The following is a 19,824-nucleotide window of genomic DNA, read 5'->3' as shown; positions in this document are numbered from 1 at the left end:
GGCACAGCAAAGTTTTCAGTTCTGCTGCGGTTTCTCGAATCACAATCTTGACAACTCCTGACATGGTTTTGACCTCTTTTTGGCTACTAAATTGCAAAATGCATTTCTACTAACTGTAGCACTATTTTATGAAATTGGTATAAGCAAGGCAGGCGATCGCATAGAACCCAAATAATTTCTTTGATTTTGATATGGAATTATAAAATCGGCAAATTTTAGAGTTAATTAATAATCGAAGGGAATGTCTGAGCAACTTGCTGCCTGATTTAGAATAACAAAGAGTTTTTCGTTTAAAACAAGGTAAATAATATCTTAATCTTGTATTTTCGCCCTCAACAGTTGTCCTATAGATTTTGCTAATAATTTGATATTTATCGGCAATAAAATTAGGGTAAACTTTCCAGGCATCGGTCACATGAAAATAGCATTTCTATTTATTAATAAGAGTACAAATTGGTTCAAAGTTTAGCCACTATGAGCGCCTAATACCCCTCCTAAAATACCTGGTTTAAAGTGGTCTACTACTGTTCCTAACCAGAGAAAACTTTTTTTTTAGCCGACAAATGTTTCTCATTCATTCCATTCACCCACTTGTGGATTTGTCTCTGTGCGAGCAAAATCTGGTAAGAGTTTTTCTACTTGTTTGAGCCAATTAATTATTGTCGTATGATGCACATTTTTGACTCTCTCAATTGCTCAAAAACCCATACCAGTAGCCTACATTTGAGACATTCACGTTTAACCTCTGAGCGAGTAACCTTTATGAGGTTGAGAGCAATCTATAAATTGTCTGCCACAACCGACACACATATAATTCTGTTTACCTTTTTCTGACCATTTTTATTAACATGAGTTGACTGATATTCAGGACATTGCATAAGCTCTACGTTTAATGAGTGTTATTTTGTGGCGATCGCACTATAACTTTATCATACGCTAATTCAGCAACGCCCTAATTGATGTATCACCGGATCCATAGGCTTTAACTATTTTTTTACGAAATTTGATCGCCTAAAGTTTCATTTTTTCCGCTGATCTACTGAATGCAGTGTACTATTTATACGTGGAATAGGCTGTATTTTTACGGCACAGTTGGTAACGCCTCGGAAGAGATTGTTAAAAAATATATTGACAACCAACACAATTAAGTTATAAGAATGTGGCTAAAGCCGCAGCGCCTATCCCAACCCCTGAAGGGGTGGGCGTGCTGCGCGAAAAAAGTCTGTCAGAATTCAGATTAATTAGCAATTAGCAATTACCCGGTTCTCATGCAACTGAAAACCGCTATATAATCAATTCAGCCAGATGAGTTTTCTAAGCCATAGATACCGCGAAATTGGTTGCTGTACAGATAGTCGGCATCTCAATAACAAACTGCGTTCCCTGCTCTGGCGTTGAAAAACACTGTAATTGAGCGCAGTGTTTTTCTAGCAGAATTTTTCGGCTGATTGACAATCCCATGCCTGTACCTTTTCCGATTGGCTTCGTAGTAAAATAGGGAGTAAAAAGTTTTGAACGAACTTTCTCACTCATGCCAATACCATTATCAGCAATTGTTATCCGAAGGAGTGAACCAGAGCTACTGTTGTCATGCGAATTGTTCGGTACGACTTCAGTACGAATCAAAATTTGGGGATGAAAAACTGCACCCTCTTCTCTACTTCCCCGCTCTTCCAAAGCATCTATAGCATTCGCTAAAAGGTTCATAAACACCTGATTAAGCTGACCTGCATAACAGGTCACAAGCGGCAATGCACCATAGTCTTTAATCACATTAATAGCAGAGCGATCTGACTTAGCCTTGAGACGATGCTGCAATATCATCAAGGTGCTATTAATACCTTCGTGAATATCTACTGATTTGATTTCAGTTTCATCTAAGCGAGAAAAATTTCGCAGAGACTGCACAATAATGCGAATGCGTTCGATGCCTAACTGCATGGAAGAAAGCAATTTTGGTAAATCATCTATGATAAATGGCAACTCTCCATCTTCTATTTCATGAATAATTTCTGCTTCTGGTTGCGGGTAATACCGTTGGTAAAGATTCAACATATTAATGAGTTCTTTAATATAGTCGTTGGCGTGCGAAAGGTTGCCGTAAATAAAGTTAACCGGATTGTTGATTTCATGAGCGACACCTGCAACTAATTGACCGAGACTAGACATTTTTTCACTTTGAACTAGCTGGAGTTGTGTTTCTTGCAGCTCTTTGACAAAATGCTCTAAGGCAACAGCTTTTTGGTGTTCTTGTTCTTCACTGATACGGAGTGCTTTCTCTACTTGTTCGCGCCGCTCTATTTCAGACTGCAATTTCTGACCTAGACAAAAACTTCTCAAAGCTGTAAGCATCGTAGTGTATAGCTTTGATGTCGTTAATTCAGTTTTAGTTTTATAGTCATTAATATCGTAATTGATAATAATGCTTTTTTCTGGCACTTGTCCGGGTTGACCCGTGCGTAAAATAATTCGCACTAACTGATTGCCTAGCACTTCCCGGACATATTTAACAAACTTTAAGCCAGCATCATCTGTTTCCATAATCACATCAAGCAAGATGATGGCAACATCAGGATGTTCTTGAATTAGCTGTGTAGCTTCATTCGCAGAATAAGCACTAATAAACTTTAAAGATGTGTTTTGGAAAACAAATTTTCTTAAGGCAATATCGGTAGCTGTGTGAACTTGAGCCTCATCATCTACAATCAAAACTTTCCAGCTTTCAGTCGGACGATATTCAGATACTTCATCAGCAAAAAGTAACTCCTCATCTGAGTTAAATTCTTCATCCAATAGCATTTTTTGAGATGATTCTTTAGTTGAAAAACCGTAAATATTGTCCATTGTTGCTCACCTATCTTTATTACTGATGTTTTGATTTGGGAAACTACGGTTTTGCATCGATTTGCAGGGGTAACTTAATAATAAATTTAGTTCCCACTCCCACCTCACTTTTACATTCTACTTCACCTAGAAGTTTTTGGGTAACTAAATTGTAGACAATATGCAATCCCAAACCGCTACCACCCTGACCGCGTTTAGTAGTAAAGAAGGGCTCAAAAATTTTACTTAAATTTTCTGGAGGAATGCCTTTACCATCATCGGAATATTCAAAGCGAAGTCGATTGCCATCTTGCTGCCAATCAAAAACGAGCTGACCAGATTCGCCAGGTTCGTAAGCATGAATCAGAGAGTTCATCAGCAAATTTGTGACAACTTGAGATAATGCACCTGGATAAGAATCTAGGGCAATTTTGGTATCTCCCTTAATTTCGATCGAATGTTTGCTATTTCTCAATTTGGGTTTTAATTGGATTAAAATTTCCTCCAGATAATTTCTTACCCCGAAAGTTCGTCGTTCTTCGCTAGAGCGATCGACTGCCACTTCTTTAAAGCTCTGAATCAATGCCGCAGCCTGATTTAGATTAATTAGAAGGGTGTTACTGCTCTGGGTGGCTATATCCAAAAATTCTTCTAGCTCGGAGCGTTTCATTTTGCCACTCTTATAAGTAGAAGCAAAATCTGTGCTATGTTCTGCCAAAGCTGACGCAACGGTGACGCCAACGCCGATGGGAGTATTAATTTCGTGGGCTACGCCTGCCACTAATCCTCCCAGCGATGCCATTTTTTCGGCTTCCACTAACTTACTTTGAGTAGCTTTTAAATTATCTAAGGCGTTAGATAATTCGTGGGTGCGATCGCTCACTAATTGCTCTAAGTTTTGATTGAACTCCTGCAAGTTATTGTACAGTTGGGCATTTTCAATGGAAATGGCAATTTGGGCAGATAACACTTTTAATAGCTCTAGCCTATCTGTAGTAAAAGCCCCTTCAGTCAGGTTATTTTCCAGGTAAAGAATGCCTGTTAACTTGCCTTGGTGCAGCAGAGGAGTGCAGAGAATCGATTTGGGTTGAGTGGCTGCAATATAAGGATCGCGGGTAAATTGTCCCTCTTGGGTGGCGTTATTTAACACCACATTTTCCTGGGTGCGAATCACATAGTTGGCGATCGCACTTGCCAGTTTGGGAATTTCCCCAGAAGCAGCTTTTGGATTGAGGGGAAGCGATCGCAGCACGCTTACCTCATCCTCCTTCACTGAACCTTCCGCCTCTAGCGCCCAGTTTCCCGCTTTTTCTAAAATCAAAAAACCTTTTTGGGCCCCCGCATTTTCGATCGCAATTTTCATCAATCTTTCCAGCAGCTTACTCAAAACTATTTCACCCGAAATCGCTTGGGAAGCTTTCATCACCGTCGCTAAATCTAGCGTATCTCCCAAGTTGTTGCTAGTAGTCGCAGTTGTTGTTTGGCTAAGTTTTGTTTTAGTGGCTGTCTTTGCTGATGTTCTCGCTAGTAATTGAGGATATTTTTTCTCGAAATTCTCAACTTTACGTTTAGCACCCCAAACTTGGTAGCCATAGTGGGCTTTTGTCAGGTAGATTTGGGCAAATTCTTCTTTGCCTTTCGCTAACCAAAATTTGGCAGCGAGTTCCGCCGCTAGCGCTTCATTCTGAATAAAATCATGCTCTCGGGCGTCCGCGATCGCGCGATCGTACAAGTCCATCGCCTCTAAATCTCGACCTGAAATTCTCGCCATTTCTGCCGCCACTAGCCAGAATTTATGTGCAAAATTTTCCGAGCAGTTGTCCGCCCAAATTTTGATTTGTTTCTGATTAGCTTCTAATTCCTGCCAGTAATCTTTTTGCTCCGATTCAGAAACGGCTGGATACAGAGCAGTTAAGATCAGAGAACGGTAAAAATTATGGTGAGAGCTGGAAATGTGACCCATCAAATAATCGATAATTTCTGAAGCGCGATCGGAGGCTGACAGCGCCTCACTATACTGTTCGTAAAGATAGAAACTCTGCGCTTTTAAAACATAAAACTCGCACAGTGCTGCCATGCTTTTACGGTCGTTAAAATTTTCTAAATGCTGTTTTTCGCTAACTTCATCCTCTTCTCCCATCAAATTTAAAATTGCTATTTTATTAGCAATAATTATATCAATTGCCCACAAATTTTTAGTGTGATGGCAGAAATGGAGCGACTTGCCAATATCTTCCAAGAGGTTATTCAAATTCATGCCCTGGAAGAAATAGGTAATGGTTTGAAACATCCGGTTATAACCCGTCCATTGCAAATTGCCAGATTGCAAGCCAACTTTATAACCTTCGTTATTAATTTCGGCAGTTGTTTTGATGGGTCTAACCCAGCAGTTTAAGTAATTAGCAAAGATGACACTATCTTGGCAGTTTTGAGACAAGTTATTTGAATTTTCGCTGAGAGTCAGGGCGAGTCTGCCAAACTCATAAGCTGATTGGTAATCCCCTAAAATTGAATTCAGGATAATTCCATAACACGAATAGCAGTAAGACCCACCCGCCACAAAACCGTACTTGAGAGAAAGGTTAATCGCTTTGATAACAGTCAACTTCCACAGCTCTTGAGATGAAAAGAACGTTAGCGGCCCCATGTTGCCCAATAATTTTAAGGCAATTTTTTTAGCTGGATCTTTCATCTTTTCTGCATTTATTAATGAAGCAATTTCTTGGTTTGCCAAGTTGGCTTTAGCTTCCGCTAGTTCGGCATTGACCGCTTCTATTAAATTATCTTCAGCTAAGTCTATTCCCAGCAAGTGAAGAGCCTTTAATCCCGATTTTACTGCTTCTTCATATTTAGTCAGCAGAGTGTACTGCACGATCAAAATGTTGTAAATTTCTGCTTGTTCTAGCTCTGATTTTGCCCGGCAAAACGCGACTTCTATTAATGCTTCTGACTCTTCAAAATTCCCGTTTAAATATTCGGCATCTGCTAGTTCTTTATGAAAGGTAAAAGCTAGTTTGTAGGATTCTTGCCAAATATCGCCTGGTAAAATTTCCAGACCGATTTTTAAGTAGTCTCTTGCAGCAGCATAAGCCGTTGCATCTTTGGCTTTGCGAGCGGCTGTTAAATTTAAAATAGCTAGTTCAAGTTTCTCGCTCTCATCAGCGATTAAATTTCGACCTGAATTCAAATGGTCGGCAATTTGAAAAATTCTTTCGGCTCGTCGCTCAGGAGAAATATTGGCTAGTAACAGCCGACCAATTTTGAGGTGAATTGCTGTTTGCAGCTTTGAGTCAATCAAAGCATAACCTGACTGCTGCACGCGGTCGTGCAAAAATTTATAAGTAGTAATTACCAGCTCTGAATTAATTATTTCTTCTTCTGTAGCCCCTAATTCAGAAGTAGTTAGAATTAATCCATCTTGGATAGCTGGCAATAATTCTTGAAAGGTTTCTCCCGGAGATTTTTCATTAATAATTGAGAGAGTGTTTAAGTCAAAACTATTGCCAACGCAAGCTGCTAAACGCAAAACTTTCTGAGTTGATTCTGGCAGTTTTCTCAATTTTCCCAGCATCAATTCAATGACATTATCGGTAATACCTACTGCTTCAATTTCGGAAATATTCCACTCCCAGTTTCTTTGCTGGAAATTGAAGTTGAGCAGGTTTTCTTGATAGAGAGTTTTGAGAAATTGATTGACAAAAAAAGGATTACCTTGAGTTTTATTAACGACTAACTCCGCTAGGGAAGTCGCTGATTTTCTGTCCTTATGTACAGTATCAGCAATCAAGTTACTAATCTGCTGAAGGTGTAAGGGAGCTAAAGTAATTCGCTCGATTCTTGCACCTTGCTTTTGCAGCTCATCCAAAGTTATTATTAAAGGATGAGATGGGTTAACTTCGTTGTCTCGATAAGCACAAATTAGAAATAGATATTTCGTTTCCTCATCTGCCATCATTACTTGTAGCAATTTCAATGTAGCGGAATCAGCCCATTGTAAATCGTCGAGAAATATCACTAAAGGATGGTCAACTGAACAAAACACGCGGATAAATTTTTGAAATACTAAATTAAAGCGGTTTTGCGCTTCTGTAGCGCCTAATTCTTGTACGGGTGGCTGTTTACCAATGATTAATTCTACTTCAGGAATAACGTCTACAATAATTTGACCATTAGCGCCAACAGCAGCTAAAAGTTTTTCTTTCCAGGTATTGAGTTGCGTTTCGCTTTCTGTTAATAGTTGCTTGACTAAGGACTGAAAGGCTTTGACAACAGCCGCATAAGGAATATTGCGTTGAAATTGGTCGAATTTACCAACAATAAAATAACCTCTCGCTTTAGTAATTGGTTTATAAACTTCTTGTACTAAAGCGGATTTACCAATGCCAGAGTAACCCGATACTAACATGATTTCTGTTAAGCCATTGCTGACTCGCTCAAAGGCAGCTAATAAGGTTTCAACTTCTCGTTCTCTACCATAAAGTTTTTGAGGTATTTGAAACTTATCTGTAAGATCTTTTTGGGCGATTGCAAAATCTACAATCGTTCCTGTAGCCTGTAGTTGTTCCAGGCATTCTTCTAAATCTGCGATGATTCCCCAAGCACTTTGGTATCTTTTTTCAGCCGTTTTTTCTAACAGCTTCATTACAATATCAGAAACGGCTTTAGGAATTTCTATTTCTGGATTGATTTCATGGGGCGGTACTGCTTGTTTAGCAATGTGACAGTGGACTAATTCCATTGCATCGCTGTAATCCCATGGCAATTGTCCCGTTAGCAGTTCGTAAAAAGTGACTCCTAATGAGTAAAAATCAGTGCGGTAGTCGATCGCTCGGTTCATTCTGCCTGTTTGTTCCGGCGATATATAGGTAAGAGTGCCTTCTAAAACATTAGGATTTTTAAGGGTAGGGTTTTCCCGCTTTAAAACAGTAGAGATGCCAAAATCTATAATTTGAACTCGCCCTGTGGTTGAGTTAATAATAATATTGCTGGGGTTAATATCTTTATGAATAATGTGATGTTGATGAATTTGGTCTAAAGCCTTGGTTATTTTAATGGCTGTTGACAAAAACTCTTTTAAGGTCAGTTTGTGAGAAGCTAACAAAAGCTTTAATGATTCTCCTTCACAATCCTCGAAAATAATAACCAAACTGTTCTGGTATCTTTCTAAGCTGTAGGTTTTAGGCACACTTTCTATGGTGAGATTGCGTGTAATTTCGTATTCCTGCTTGTATCTGACTAATGAAGCTGGCATCGGATAATCTTGCTTGAGAAATTTGAGAATTATCGGTTGGTTGTCTTGCTTCCTCAGTCCCCGGCAAACTAAAGAATTATTACTTTCATGAATTTGGTTAATAATCTCGTAGCCAGCTAAGTTAATCATTATTGCAGCCTCTTTTAAGTATTAATACTCATTTTTTAGGAAGTGTCAATTTATTAAGTAGATGTATCCTCTAATACATAATAATACTCTAAAAATTAAGAAAAACTTAAGGTTTCAAAGAAAAGTTATTTTTTTTTTACATTTCTTAATAAAGTACGGATAAAGATTCAGGTCAGCAGTGCGATCGCTCCACAGTTTCCTCCAAAAGCAGGCAGAACAGAGTGAAGGGCGATCGCCGTTGGCATTCATAGGAGATTCGGGCGTTGCATAATTAGAATATAAATAGGGGGAATCACCATGCAATGAAAGCGAGTGCAAATCAACCCATATCCGTAAAAACGGTAAGAAAAAAGGAAAACAGAAGCACATTTGTGTCAAATCTGGTTGTCAATTTATCGCTGATGATGAGTCCCACGCCTTGTTACAGCGAGACTGTGAAACCCGAATGCCTAAAAATGTATGTCAATGGTATAGGTTTTCGGGCAATTAACGAATCAAGGGAGTTCATCACACCACCCTAATAACTTGGGTAAGACTTGTGGGAAAACTATTACCAGATGCTGATGACCCCGAAGTCATTCCAGAAGTCGGTGAGCTCGATGAATTACAGACTTATGTGAAAAAACACACACAAAATCTGGCTGTGGACAGCCGTTGACCACTTTTGGTCAGGAGTTTTAGGATGGGTATTAGGCGATCGTAGTTTCGAGACATTTGATAGCATTTCCGGTTGCATCGGAAACGATATAAGTCCTAAATACATTACCTAAAATTTCAGGATGTTCCCATTCCTGCATTATTCATACCTTGATTCAGCAACGCCCCTTTTTCCTTCTTCCTTCAACCTCCCCATTACCAAGGATTGCCAATCATTGTAAAGGCGGCCCAATAATAAGGATGCGAAAGCACTCGATCGCCCCGCGCCGCAATTTCCGGAGGCAAAGTTAGACTAATAGAAAGCCCTTCGACTCGCAGCATCCCGTCTTGAATCCGCACGCGCCCCTGCAGCATCTCCAATTGCGCGCGCCGCAAAGCCTCGGCTTTAATCATCAAATTGCCCTCACCTCTCGGCATCCGCAACTGCCGGTAAAACTCCGTCATCAGCCCCAAAGTCCCCTCATCGCTGACTTCCCACAAACTCGCCAAAGCGGATCTAGCACCGCTAGCTACCGCCAAACCCGCAAACCCCAACTCCGCCTCTTCGTCGCCCAAAGCGGTACTGCACGCGCTTAAAACTAACAGATTCACCGGCGGTTCATTCCATCGCAACTGCCGCATTTGATCGATGCGCAATTTAGTATCCCACAACTGAATGTAAGAATTTTTCGGTTCCCCAGCCTGGAATTCGCTGTGAGTTGCTAAGTGAATGATGCCAAAAGGCCGATTTGCCCGCTGAGCTTGCAAATTGCCTAGAGTAAAATCTTGATTCAAAAATGATTTTCCCCGATCGGGCGGCGCGATCGATTCTAACTCCACCGGTACCGCTGGTAATGGCGCTTTATCTTCAAATACCGACGCCCCCATTGCCAAAATTTCATCATCCGCAATATTGTCGTAGCGAATATCAGTCAAAGTCAGACTCGGCATCACGCTAAGACTGTATTGCTCAACTAAAAATTGTTTGCCATCATGAAGAGCAGCAAAGGGCACACTCCGCAAACCTGCTGCCGGAATTACAATTAAATTGTCAATATTTAAAGCTGCCAATTCTGCGGCCATTGGCGCAATTAACCAGCGATAAAGTTTTTGAGCAGAATCCAAATAACTAATGCTGCTTCTTTTTCTGGGATTAGTTATTTGGGTTTGCAGGGCGTCAGCCAATTGCAACACCTGCCACCGCGTTGTCGCCGGAACTAAAACGCGCATCGGTTGAGCGTTAGCTGTGACTAACACTAATTCTAAATACTCCCCGTTAGGAACATCGGAAATTTCTTTTCCCTGCGGCGCAAACCTCTGGGCTAACTTATCTTCTAAGGGGCGAGGTGGCTCGGAGGTGAGGTTTTTTCTCACAGGTAATAGATTAGATAAATCCCGACTTGCCACCAGTACAGAAGGATTTTCTTTGGCTGCTGCATCCGCTCTGCTTACCCAATTCATATAAATAATAGCCGATTTTACCCCGGTAATTTGTTCGTTTTTGCGAAGAGTTTCGTAAATTACCGCTATATTAGTAATCGGCTTCCTTGCGGGCAACTCCAGATATTTTTCGTACTCGCGACTAAAGATTTGCTCAAATGCTAAAACTCCCGAACCTGCCGGATCTAATCTGCCAGAAGGAGCGAAAATATCCTGGCTAATTGGGAAAGTTTTGTCTCGATTTTGCGAGCGCAATTCTACTTGCAAAGACGCAGGAAGTGACAGCGCAGAATCAGGATTTACGGACACTAGAGGCGGTTCGGCAATTGGTTCGGCAATTGGTTCGGCAATTGGTTCGGCAATTGGTTCGGCAATTGGTTCGGCAATTGGTTCGGCAATTGGTGCAGGAGCAGAGGGCGCGCCCGGTGTAATTAGGGAAATCTGATTTGGTAAACTTCCTTGGGTGTAAGTTTGCCCAAAAGCAAGACTGGGCAAAATGGCATTTCCCGCGCCAGCATTAATGCTTCCCGTGGTTCCATTGTCGATCGCGCCGCCAACTACAAACGGTCGATCGATACCGCCTCCGTGGCGAATTTCGATCGCCCCCGGCGCCGCACCTCCGGCAGTAGAAATACTGGAAATATTGCCCGATATATCGTTGAAAACACTGTTCGAGCGAAACAAACCGAGGGTTGTCACATCAACGCTGCCGCCAGTGCCGCCAGTGCCACCTTGAGCGTTGACAAAACCCAACTGAATGTTACCAGTCGCGCTCAGGGAAACGCCCCCGCCGTTGCCGTTTGAAGTGCTGCTGGAATTGATATCGAGAGCCGAAATGCCCGCTTTCGAGGTGACAGCAATATTTCCGCCGATCGCCCCCGAAGCGTTCAAAGCTCCCGCAGTTAAAGAGCCGGCATTGGTTTGGAGAGCGATCGCGCCTCCAGTTCCCGACACTGACGACGAGTCGATCGCGCCTGCTGCAACAGTATTTCCTTCAACCCGAATGCTCCCGCCGTTCGAGGTAATATTGCCAGTCCGAACCTTGCGACTTGCTTGCAGGTTCACGCTGCCGCCATCCGTCCTTAAATTACCCTCTAAGACGACATTTCCTGCCTTGATATCGGCTCCCAAAGCGGCAGTGCTGTCCCCCCCGAAGGTAGCGGAATCTCGGGCGTTAACGCTCAAACTGCGCGCTGCAATTGTGGAAGCAGCCGTCACGCTAGCAGCGTCAGCCGAGAGCCGGCCCAACCTCTGAGTTTGACCGACTCTGCCGCCAAAAGTAATGTTCTCGCCAGCGCGCAGCGTCAAATTATTTGCTCGGCCCGGGGTGCTGTCGAGGGTATTGGCAAAAGCGATATTGCCGGTAGTGGCGGCTAGGGCGGCGCTGCGATTGAGTGTGACGGCACTGTTGAAAGTCATGTCGCCAGATGTCGCAATATTGCCCGAAACCTCGCTACTGCCGGCGTTGACAGTCAAACTCGCCAGCGGTGCAGCTTGACCGACTGTACCGCCGAACAGCACTCGCTGAGCGTCGAGTCTCAGGGCGCGAGATCCGTCTAGGCTACCGGAGAACAGAATGTTGCCCGTAGCTTCCGTACTCAAAGCCACGTCAGCATTGAGGGAGGCATTTCCTGTAAAAGTGAGATCTGCGCCGGATGTCGCAATGTTGGCGCCGAGATCGGTTTGGGGCGCGTCGAGAGTCAAGCTAGCGCTGCCGCTTGCGATCAGGGGATTGTCGATCGCGATCGAGCTGCCTTGAAGTGTCAGCGGGCTGTTGAAGGTAATGGGTGCGACGATCGCGATCGAGCTGCTGTTTTCGCGCCCGATCGCGATCGAGCCGAAACCCCCCGCCAAAGCGCCCAGATCCGTTGCCGTCAAGTCCAAAATGCCCAAAATATCGCCGGTGCCACCGATCCGAATTGCTCGGCTATCGTTGGGTTGCAAGCGAATTGTTCCCCCCGCACTGCTGACAGAATTGCTGCCGCCTCTGAAGTCAATGCCGTTAGCAGTGATAGCGATATTGCCGCTGTTGCCATTAACTCCGCCAAGAGAGATGCTGCTGGCGAAAATGTTGATGTTGCCACCTTGAGTCTCGATTGAGTCCTTGGAGTCATTGACAACAAACACTCCGCCCGATCTAAATGTTACTGTGTCTCCCGTTCTCGCTTGCAGGGAAAGTTTGTTATCGGGCAAGTTTTGGACGGTGATGTAGCCGGGGGTATCTATAACCACGTTGCTGCCGGCCGTCATCTGTTCCAACTGCACTTCTGAGATGTATGTTTCATTGGGTTCTGGTGTCGGTTGGAGTTCCCCGCCAGTCGATCGCGCGTTGCTGTCGCCGTTACCGCTGACGATCGTAATATTTGCCGGATCGAGAAACAAATTGCCGATCGCACCGTTAGTCGCGCCGGTATCGACCTCTCCTTGGAAAGTTAAAGCATTTTTGCCCGAAACTTCTACTCTGCCGCCGTTACCTGCGGCGATGCCCCCGCGAGCACTAATATTGCCGAAGAAGCGAGTTATATTGTCTGACCAAATTACCGCAGTGCCGCCATTGCCGCGGTCGATCGCGTTTGCTGCGATCGTAGAATCAGGACTAACATAAGTTACCTGTGCGTTCGGCACTGGTTCCATCCCCCGGAAACCGCCTCCGACGCGCACAGTACCTCCGCCATTTGTCCCGGAAGCATTGATATTTGCGCCGAAGAGTCCAACTTTTTCCCCTAAAATATTGACTGTGCCGCCAGCATTCCCAGAAGAACCAAATACATTTACAGAACCCGAGACGATCGCACTTCCCCCATTTATCGGCACTGTTTGGCCGCCAGTCAGTACCAATTGACCTTGTTCGTTAGTCGTTAAACCTGTGGCTGATGCTACGCCGGGGCCCGTCAGCAACTGAGGCCAAGCAAGTGGGGCGATCGCAGATGTTTCTGACTGCAAAGACGGAGTAATTTCTAAACTCAATAAGTTGCCGACTTGACCGATCCGGACTGCATTTTTTCCCGGAACAGCAGCCACAGTAATTTGACCGCTGGGAGCGGATAATTGTCCTGTATTAATAACGGTGCCACCGAGCAAAGTTAAACTTTGCCCGCTGCCAACTGCCAAGTTTCCCGCATTGACAATTGCACCGACTTGTGAGTTATTAAAATTAAATTGATTGGGATTTCCCAGTAAAGCTTTATAATCATTACTTCCGGTGGCATTAAACCAGCGGTCGCCGAAACCAATACCAGTAGCAGTTGTCGCGAAAAAAGACCCCGGCACGTTTAATCTAGCATTTTGACCGAAGACAATTCCCGCCGGATTCATTAAAAATAAATTCGAGTTGCCGCCGCTGACAGAAATCAGACCGTTAATGACGGAAACATCGCCGCCGGAAATCCGCCCTAAAATATTTTGAATATTTGGATTAGTTAGAAAATTAGCGATTTGACCTTCGCTGAGATTAAATTGGCTGAAGCTGTGAAACAGATTTGCCCCGTTTCCCGACAGTTGTCCGCCGCTAATGTCTGTACGGTTTTGCTCGGACTTAACAACAGTATTAGTGCCGTCATTTGCAGGAACGACAGGTTGCGATCGCACTGCTAGCGGTAGCAGCAAAAAACCTAATGTCAAAATTAGAGCAGAAGGAAAATAGGTCATTGGAGGAAGCCATTAGTCATTAGTCATTAGTTCTTAGTCATTAGTCATTAGCCGGAAGGAAGAGGGAATTCAGAAAAGCCAATTATCCATTACCAATTCTAATATCTTATCGTTTTGATTTTTTTTGAGCTGTAATGTTCCGCCCAAGTGCCCATAAACTTAAAAAGGTCGATCGAACACTGCCACCGCCGGGGATCGATCGACCTTGCAGGCACACGGCATCAGTCGATCGCACTCGAAAACCACCCGTTGCCAGAATTTCGGAAATACAATGCAGATTTTATATTTATCTGCCGCCCGTGTCTTGACAAAATCCGCCCCGAGTCCTATGATTGCAGCACTGATTGAGTGGGACGGCAAAAACCCACAAAATAACTGGCTCCTCTAATGAAGTTAAAAACAAAATATTGATGCTTTTAGAGACCAACCATGCAAACTCCAACTTACTCATTTCTAACTGAACAAATAGTAGAGCAGATATTTTCGTCAGGCGAACTGACTCGGGATGACAGACAGCGAATTCAGTCAATGCTCTTAAATGAGTCGATCGGCGAAAATGAATTGAGATTAATTGAAAGAGTCATGGAAGGCGTAGTCAAGGGAATGCTTGACGTGCTGAATTAGTTGAGAAATGGCGAGCACCTATCTAAATGTAGGGTGCAGCGAACCTTACCCTAATTTTAAATAAAATCGCAAATCGCAAGTCGCAAATTCTGTCACCGTTCTAAAAATCATCATCCGGCGCCTCATCCGAGCTCTCATCGCGACGCACAAGTTCAGAAGGAGGTCTATCGTTACTCCAAGCCCACCACACGTCCCCGCACTGGCAGCGGTAAAATTCTTGCCACTTGCGACGGTTGAACTCGGTGTATACTGGCGATCGGCGATTAATCCAGACCTCAGCCGCATCCGTGCAGCTAGCGCCGCACTTGGGACAGCAAAACTCATTAGCGTGAACCGCCGTCGCAGTCCATTCAGGAGGATGTGGAGCAAAAGCTTCCATGTGTTAGAGTTTCTATCTAAACTGCTGGTAATTACGGCAAATCAAGGCTTGCTAAAGATCCGCAGAGTTCGGAATGACCTAAGCAATGACATAAGTACGCTGTTGAGTGCGTAATTTATCTGCCCGTTATTTTTTTTAGCATTTGCCGTCAGATGAATAGTATAACTGATGTGGTGCAAACCGTCGATCGGCATTCTCAACTATTTCAAGGACTAGGCTTATGTCTATCTACAATCTTATCTCGTTTCTGGGCATTTTTGGCTTGTGTGCGATCGCCTGGATTTTTTCAGAAAACCGACAGTCCAAGTATATACCTTGGCGCGTCATCATCTGGGGCATTGGGCTGCAATTAGTCTTAGGATTTTTAGTATTCCTGTTCCCCCCAACTCGCATCGCCCTAGAGTGGTTTACTGGCTTACTCGATGGAGTATTCACCGCTGCTGACGCTGGAGCGAGATTTGTATTTGGGAGCAATGTTGTACCGATACCTGGTAAAGATCCGGCAGTTAATTTAGGATATATTTTTGCCTTTCGAGCTTTACCGACAGTCATCTTTTTTTCTGGCCTCATGGCCTTGCTATACAACATCGGCGTGATTCAAATTATCACCGAAGTTTTTGCCAAAATCTTTTATATGACAATGCGGTTGAGCGGCGCGGAAGCCCTCAGCGGCGCGGCCAATATTTTCGTAGGCATTGAAGCGGCAATTGTCGTCAAGCCTTATTTGCCAAAAATGACTCGTTCGGAGCTTTGTGCAATCCTCTCTTGCTGTTTTGGGACGGCCGCTTCTTCAACTTTAGCAATTTACGTCAGTTTTCTCAAGCCAGTTTTTCCAAATATTTTAGGACACTTAGTTTCAGCCTCAATTATCGCCATTCCAGCTTGTTTTGTTCTCTCCAAAATCTTAGTACCGGAAACAGGCGTGCCGCTGACAATGGGCGGCATTCCCAAGGAAGAACGGAAGCCTAAAGGCCGCGAGTTTGTGGGCGAAGAAATTTCCGAAATGGACGGCGAAGCGCTCAAACAAGAGACAGTTGGAGGAGAACCCATCGAACGAGTCAGCCCTTTGGATGCAGCGATAATTGGTGCATTGGACGGTGTAAAAATGGCGGTAGCCATTGCCGCTGTTTTGATTTTAATCTTGGGCTTAGTTTCTTTAATCAATCAATTCTTTGGTTGGCTGGCAATTTTGCCCGGCCCAATTGGTGGCTTTTTCAAAGTTGTCACCTTAGCCAACATTATGGGATTTTTATTTTATCCCCTGACGCTCTTAACAGGAGTCTCCATTGACGACTCTTGGCAAGCATCAGTAATCATCGGTCGCCGGCTGTTAGAAACAGCGATTCCGCCCTATCAAAGTTTAGCAGAAGCATCGGCAAAAGGACTGGTGAGCGATCGTACAGTTTTAATTGTCAGTTACGCCCTTTCCGGCTTCGCCCACTTAGCCTCCGTCGGCATATTTGTCGGTGGCACAATCGCCCTAATTCCATCCCGCCGCAAAGACATTTCCGAACTCGGTTGGAAAGCATTATTTGTCGGCACTTTAGCTACAATGATGATCGCTTGCATCGCCGGCACCTTCGACACCGGAGACGCCAGCATTTTAGGCGCTAAAACAGCCCCTGCTGCACCGATAACAGCCCCTGAATCTCCAAAATCATCGGCATCCCCAACCGCGAATTCAAAGCCATCATTTGCCCCAGGAATTGCCAGTCCGAAGCCTTCGGCTAATACCGAAAAAGCGGCTCCGAGAGCTCAAGAATCTCCTTCTTCCGCATCCAAGAAAAACCCTTAATATCTTCTATGAACTTGTAGGGGCGCGTTTGATCGACAATATTTAACTCCCGTCAAAAATCTTGTAAACCCGTCCCCGCACCACCAATAATCTAGATTAACTTTGATTTGCATAAGCTCAGTTATGGACACGCTCAAACCAAAGAAACCGGGTTTTTCATCAAATCTGTGGTTGTCACAAAGTATTCTCGCAAAAACCCGGTTTCTGGCCACCCGTGCATCAGATTGCGATTTGCCCTTGGGTGAGTGAGGGCGGGTTTTAGAGATTGTAGGTTTTAGACAATTATGGTTGGTGAACCCGCCCCTACAGGCCCCTGATGGATGTTGTTGTTTTTTATGCCGATGCAAGCAATTCCCAATTCCCAATTCCCAATTCCCGAAAATTTATGAATCCCGAACCAGAAATTCGCCGCCTGTTAGATGTGATGCCCGCTTCCGGCCGCATGACGTGTAAAATTACTAATAAGCCACAACAATCAACAGTAATTGACTGCGAGTTTCCTTTACCTTGGAATCAATCTCGCCCGATTTATATTAATTTTGATTTGTGGCGGCTGCTATCTAAGGCCCAGCGGGACTTACTGATATTGCGGAATGTAAGTTTTCTGTGCAATGTTAAGTGGTTTAAACCGGATATTTATCAAGGTGCTGCTCTGGCGGGAATTGTCGGGACTGTTGTAGAATTGTTGCAGGGAGATGCGATCGGCACTGCGATCGCGGGCGGTTTGACGGGACTCGCCATGACTAGAATTTGGCGGGACAACCGCAGTTCTCAAGTAGAGTTAGATGCTGACGAAGCGGCGATTAGAGTCGCTCTCAGGCGCGGTTACAACGAAGCGGAAGCGGCCGGACATTTGCTTGGGGCGATCGAGGCTGTGGCGCAAATTGAAGGGCGCAGTTTGGATTTTAATGAGTTGATTCGGTGTCAAAACTTAAAGGCAATATCGGGTATTTCGGCGGTGGGCGTGCCCGATAGTGTCAGGCAAGATTGAAAAAAACGTTGATATAATCAAGACGGAAACCCATAAAATCCACAACTATGCTAATCCTGCCAAAATTGGAAAACCTGCGCGATACTCTACCTATAGAAGGAGCTGTCCGAATTGAATTAGTGGAAGGCATACCAATTTTTAGAGCCTCCACCGCTGTCAAAAATCGCATCCAAGAACTGTTGGACAAACAACAAACTTTGCCCCTAAATCCTGAGGAAGAACAAGAACTCAATCTTTACGAAGAAATCGACGATTACCTCAGTTTTGTCAATCGGACTGTCCGCAATCTTTTCTTGGGCCAGATTCAGCCTACTGTGTAGAAATGTCGGCTCGCCGTCAAATCCCTGAAAATATCCAAAATCAAATTCGTCAGAGAGCAAACTGTCTGTGCGAATATTGTCATGCCTCCGAACAATGGCAGTACGTAGAGTTTACTATCGAACACATCATTCCCTTAACTAAAAATGGGACTAACGATATTGACAATTTGGCACTAGCTTGCTTTCACTGCAACCGCAAGAAATCTGATAAAACTAGAGCGATAGATGCTCAGTCAGACGTAGAAGTACCGTTGTTTAACCCCAGACAAGATAGTTGGAGCGAACATTTTATTTGGTCTGCGGATGGATTATCAATAATTGGTTTGACTCCAATTGGACGAGCTACAGTTACAGGATTAGTCTTAAACCGAGAGAGAGTAATTAATATTCGGGCCGCTGACAAAGCTATAAAACGACATCCACCTGCAGGCGATTTAATTCAGTCAGAAAGTTGAGTATACTGAGAATTACTCAAAGTTTGAGCGGCTACCTCTGCCACAAAATTTGTACTGAAATGAAAGGTTGATTCCTGCCGAAAGCTTCGCTAACGCACTTATTTTAATTATTTTAATCGAAAGCGCGATCGCTTGTCAGTCTCTGAGGTTTCCACTCGTAAATTAAATCACCTCAAACTATTTGGATCGATTCCCAACTCCCGTAATTTTTGAGCTAATCTGTTCACCTGTTCTTCAGGAGTCAGATAACGTTTTCCCTCTGCGTCGTACCAATACAGCCACTCCCTCGTCACCCCAGAATAATTTCCCCTTTCACAACCAATTCCTAAACCTATTTCGGGCATCCAAACGGGATGTCCCGACTGTAATTCATACTTCCCATTAACTAACTTATGTACTTCCAATCGGGGTTTGCGACGGCGGCGAGATGAATAGATAATGTAATAAAGCACGCCTAAATCTTGATATTCCTCCAACTTTGTGCTGTATTCCTTGCGATACTTTTTGGAAACGACTTCCAGCACCAAAGTTGGGACAACATTTTCATCCCACAGCACGTAACTGGGACGCAATTCTTCATCGTAAAACCGTTCTACTCCTAAACTCAAGAAACCGTCAGGGACAATTGGAGGTTTTTCAGGGTGATAATAGATACCCATATCTATACCAAAAAACCAGTCCATGCGTTCTGCCCAAAGTATCAGCAATATCGCTTTTAGCAACCCCGGTATTAGTTCTTGAAGTTCGTTATCCACAGGCGTTTCGTCAGAGTCTGGCAGTTCATCGGCTGAGGGCAAGTACCTCGGCAAGTTGTAATTTAACATTGCAGTTTTTCCCAAAACTTACAAAAATTATAGCGTGGTTGTTTTTTGATACCGATCGCAATTCAAACCAGCAACTCACCAAAAATTGCTTGTTCTCGAATAGCCTCATAATTTTTCAAAATCTCCGACCGTCAATTTCTAGTGACTCCTCCTCATCTACTCGCCGACTGAGATAATCAGGCAACTCATCAAAACATACCCCCACCAAACGGCAAAAATCTCTCATTTGCCGAACAGTCATCGTAGGTTCGTCTCCCTTTTCCCATCGCCGCACCGACGAAGCCGACACCCCCATCCGCACAGCCAACTCTTCTTGGCTCAAATTAGCGTCCTCCCGCAGTCTCCGAAAAGGCAACTCGTTTTCTGGTTGCCGTTGACGTTGCCTTTTTTTTACCATATTATTATAACAGATTAATTTAAGCGCCTAATTTAAGCGCTTAATTAGCTTTTGATAGGCACAGCCATAGCCAGAACAGACTGCACTAAAAATAAAAGGTGCAATTCTGTCA

The 19,824-nt window shown here is 43.9% G+C and carries 12 protein-coding genes and 2 pseudogenes; 7 read left to right on the top strand and 7 right to left on the bottom strand.

Annotated elements, in window-relative coordinates; translation table 11 throughout:
• Nucleotides 1-126 precede the first annotated feature (126 nt).
• Nucleotides 127-878, bottom strand: a pseudogene (locus tag QUA78_RS23325) (IS1 family transposase).
• Nucleotides 879-1,043: 165 nt separating this feature from the next.
• On the opposite strand from QUA78_RS23325, the gene QUA78_RS32960 reads away from it, so the two are divergent.
• Nucleotides 1,044-1,148: a transposase gene (locus QUA78_RS32960; protein WP_445302343.1), complete on the top strand. Its 105-nt coding sequence runs from the start codon at nucleotides 1,044-1,046 to the stop codon at nucleotides 1,146-1,148.
• A gap of 166 nt (nucleotides 1,149-1,314) precedes the next feature.
• On the opposite strand, the gene QUA78_RS23320 is transcribed toward QUA78_RS32960, so the two are convergent.
• On the bottom strand, nucleotides 1,315-2,844 hold the full coding sequence (locus tag QUA78_RS23320; protein ID WP_333301477.1) for an ATP-binding protein: 1,530 nt from the start codon (nucleotides 2,842-2,844) through the stop codon (nucleotides 1,315-1,317).
• Between the two features lie 43 nt (nucleotides 2,845-2,887).
• Nucleotides 2,888-8,203, bottom strand: coding sequence for an ATP-binding sensor histidine kinase (locus QUA78_RS23315; RefSeq protein ID WP_333301476.1), 5,316 nt, complete (start codon nucleotides 8,201-8,203; stop codon nucleotides 2,888-2,890).
• Nucleotides 8,204-8,531: 328 nt separating this feature from the next.
• On the opposite strand from QUA78_RS23315, the pseudogene QUA78_RS23310 reads away from it, so the two are divergent.
• Nucleotides 8,532-8,907, top strand: a pseudogene (locus QUA78_RS23310) (IS1 family transposase); the annotation flags it as partial.
• Between the two features lie 148 nt (nucleotides 8,908-9,055).
• Here QUA78_RS23310 and QUA78_RS23305 read toward each other — a convergent pair.
• A complete protein-coding gene (locus QUA78_RS23305) occupies nucleotides 9,056-13,927 on the bottom strand; it encodes a CHAT domain-containing protein (protein WP_333399042.1) in 4,872 nt (1,623 codons plus the stop codon).
• A 429-nt stretch (nucleotides 13,928-14,356) separates the two neighbouring features.
• On the opposite strand from QUA78_RS23305, the gene QUA78_RS23300 reads away from it, so the two are divergent.
• Nucleotides 14,357-14,551, top strand: coding sequence for a hypothetical protein (locus tag QUA78_RS23300; RefSeq protein ID WP_333301474.1), 195 nt, complete (start codon nucleotides 14,357-14,359; stop codon nucleotides 14,549-14,551).
• Nucleotides 14,552-14,651: 100 nt separating this feature from the next.
• Here the strand turns inward: QUA78_RS23300 and QUA78_RS23295 are convergent, their stop codons facing one another.
• Nucleotides 14,652-14,930: a hypothetical protein gene (locus QUA78_RS23295; protein WP_333301473.1), complete on the bottom strand. Its 279-nt coding sequence runs from the start codon at nucleotides 14,928-14,930 to the stop codon at nucleotides 14,652-14,654.
• 220 nt (nucleotides 14,931-15,150) lie between these two features.
• On the opposite strand from QUA78_RS23295, the gene QUA78_RS23290 reads away from it, so the two are divergent.
• From QUA78_RS23290 to QUA78_RS23275, 4 genes are all read left to right on the top strand, one after another.
• On the top strand, nucleotides 15,151-16,725 hold the full coding sequence (locus tag QUA78_RS23290) for a nucleoside transporter C-terminal domain-containing protein (RefSeq protein WP_333301472.1): 1,575 nt from the start codon (nucleotides 15,151-15,153) through the stop codon (nucleotides 16,723-16,725).
• 385 nt (nucleotides 16,726-17,110) lie between these two features.
• Complete coding sequence (locus tag QUA78_RS23285; RefSeq protein ID WP_333301478.1) at nucleotides 17,111-17,716, top strand: DUF3318 domain-containing protein; 606 nt, start codon at nucleotides 17,111-17,113, stop codon at nucleotides 17,714-17,716.
• Between the two features lie 47 nt (nucleotides 17,717-17,763).
• A complete protein-coding gene (locus QUA78_RS23280) occupies nucleotides 17,764-18,036 on the top strand; it encodes a hypothetical protein (RefSeq protein ID WP_333301471.1) in 273 nt (90 codons plus the stop codon).
• A 2-nt stretch (nucleotides 18,037-18,038) separates the two neighbouring features.
• Nucleotides 18,039-18,491: an HNH endonuclease gene (locus tag QUA78_RS23275; protein WP_333301470.1), complete on the top strand. Its 453-nt coding sequence runs from the start codon at nucleotides 18,039-18,041 to the stop codon at nucleotides 18,489-18,491.
• A gap of 167 nt (nucleotides 18,492-18,658) precedes the next feature.
• On the opposite strand, the gene QUA78_RS23270 is transcribed toward QUA78_RS23275, so the two are convergent.
• Together QUA78_RS23270 and QUA78_RS23265 are read right to left on the bottom strand one after the other, a co-directional pair.
• Entirely contained in the window at nucleotides 18,659-19,315 is a 657-nt protein-coding gene (locus tag QUA78_RS23270; protein WP_333301469.1) for a Uma2 family endonuclease, read from the bottom strand.
• A gap of 115 nt (nucleotides 19,316-19,430) precedes the next feature.
• Nucleotides 19,431-19,712 (bottom strand): helix-turn-helix transcriptional regulator, encoded by a 282-nt coding sequence (locus tag QUA78_RS23265; RefSeq protein ID WP_333301468.1) that lies wholly within the window; start codon nucleotides 19,710-19,712, stop codon nucleotides 19,431-19,433.
• Between the last annotated feature and the right edge of the window lie 112 nt (nucleotides 19,713-19,824).

Source organism: Microcoleus sp. K4-B3, assembly GCF_036704615.1.
Classification (GTDB): domain Bacteria; phylum Cyanobacteriota; class Cyanobacteriia; order Cyanobacteriales; family Microcoleaceae; genus Microcoleus.
Note: the sequence above shows the minus strand (reverse complement) of the source record. Positions and strands in the feature narration are given on the sequence as shown.

Coding starts and splice junctions, on each gene's coding strand:
- QUA78_RS23270 (WP_333301469.1), bottom strand. CDS start 19,315: ATGTTAAATTACAACTTGCCGAGGTACTTGCCCTCAGCCGATGAACTG.
- QUA78_RS23295 (WP_333301473.1), bottom strand. CDS start 14,930: ATGGAAGCTTTTGCTCCACATCCTCCTGAATGGACTGCGACGGCGGTT.
- QUA78_RS23275 (WP_333301470.1), top strand. CDS start 18,039: ATGTCGGCTCGCCGTCAAATCCCTGAAAATATCCAAAATCAAATTCGT.
- QUA78_RS23285 (WP_333301478.1), top strand. CDS start 17,111: ATGAATCCCGAACCAGAAATTCGCCGCCTGTTAGATGTGATGCCCGCT.
- QUA78_RS23280 (WP_333301471.1), top strand. CDS start 17,764: ATGCTAATCCTGCCAAAATTGGAAAACCTGCGCGATACTCTACCTATA.
- QUA78_RS23290 (WP_333301472.1), top strand. CDS start 15,151: ATGTCTATCTACAATCTTATCTCGTTTCTGGGCATTTTTGGCTTGTGT.
- QUA78_RS23305 (WP_333399042.1), bottom strand. CDS start 13,927: ATGACCTATTTTCCTTCTGCTCTAATTTTGACATTAGGTTTTTTGCTG.
- QUA78_RS32960 (WP_445302343.1), top strand. CDS start 1,044: ATGCAGTGTACTATTTATACGTGGAATAGGCTGTATTTTTACGGCACA.
- QUA78_RS23265 (WP_333301468.1), bottom strand. CDS start 19,712: ATGGTAAAAAAAAGGCAACGTCAACGGCAACCAGAAAACGAGTTGCCT.
- QUA78_RS23300 (WP_333301474.1), top strand. CDS start 14,357: ATGCAAACTCCAACTTACTCATTTCTAACTGAACAAATAGTAGAGCAG.
- QUA78_RS23315 (WP_333301476.1), bottom strand. CDS start 8,203: ATGATTAACTTAGCTGGCTACGAGATTATTAACCAAATTCATGAAAGT.
- QUA78_RS23320 (WP_333301477.1), bottom strand. CDS start 2,844: ATGGACAATATTTACGGTTTTTCAACTAAAGAATCATCTCAAAAAATG.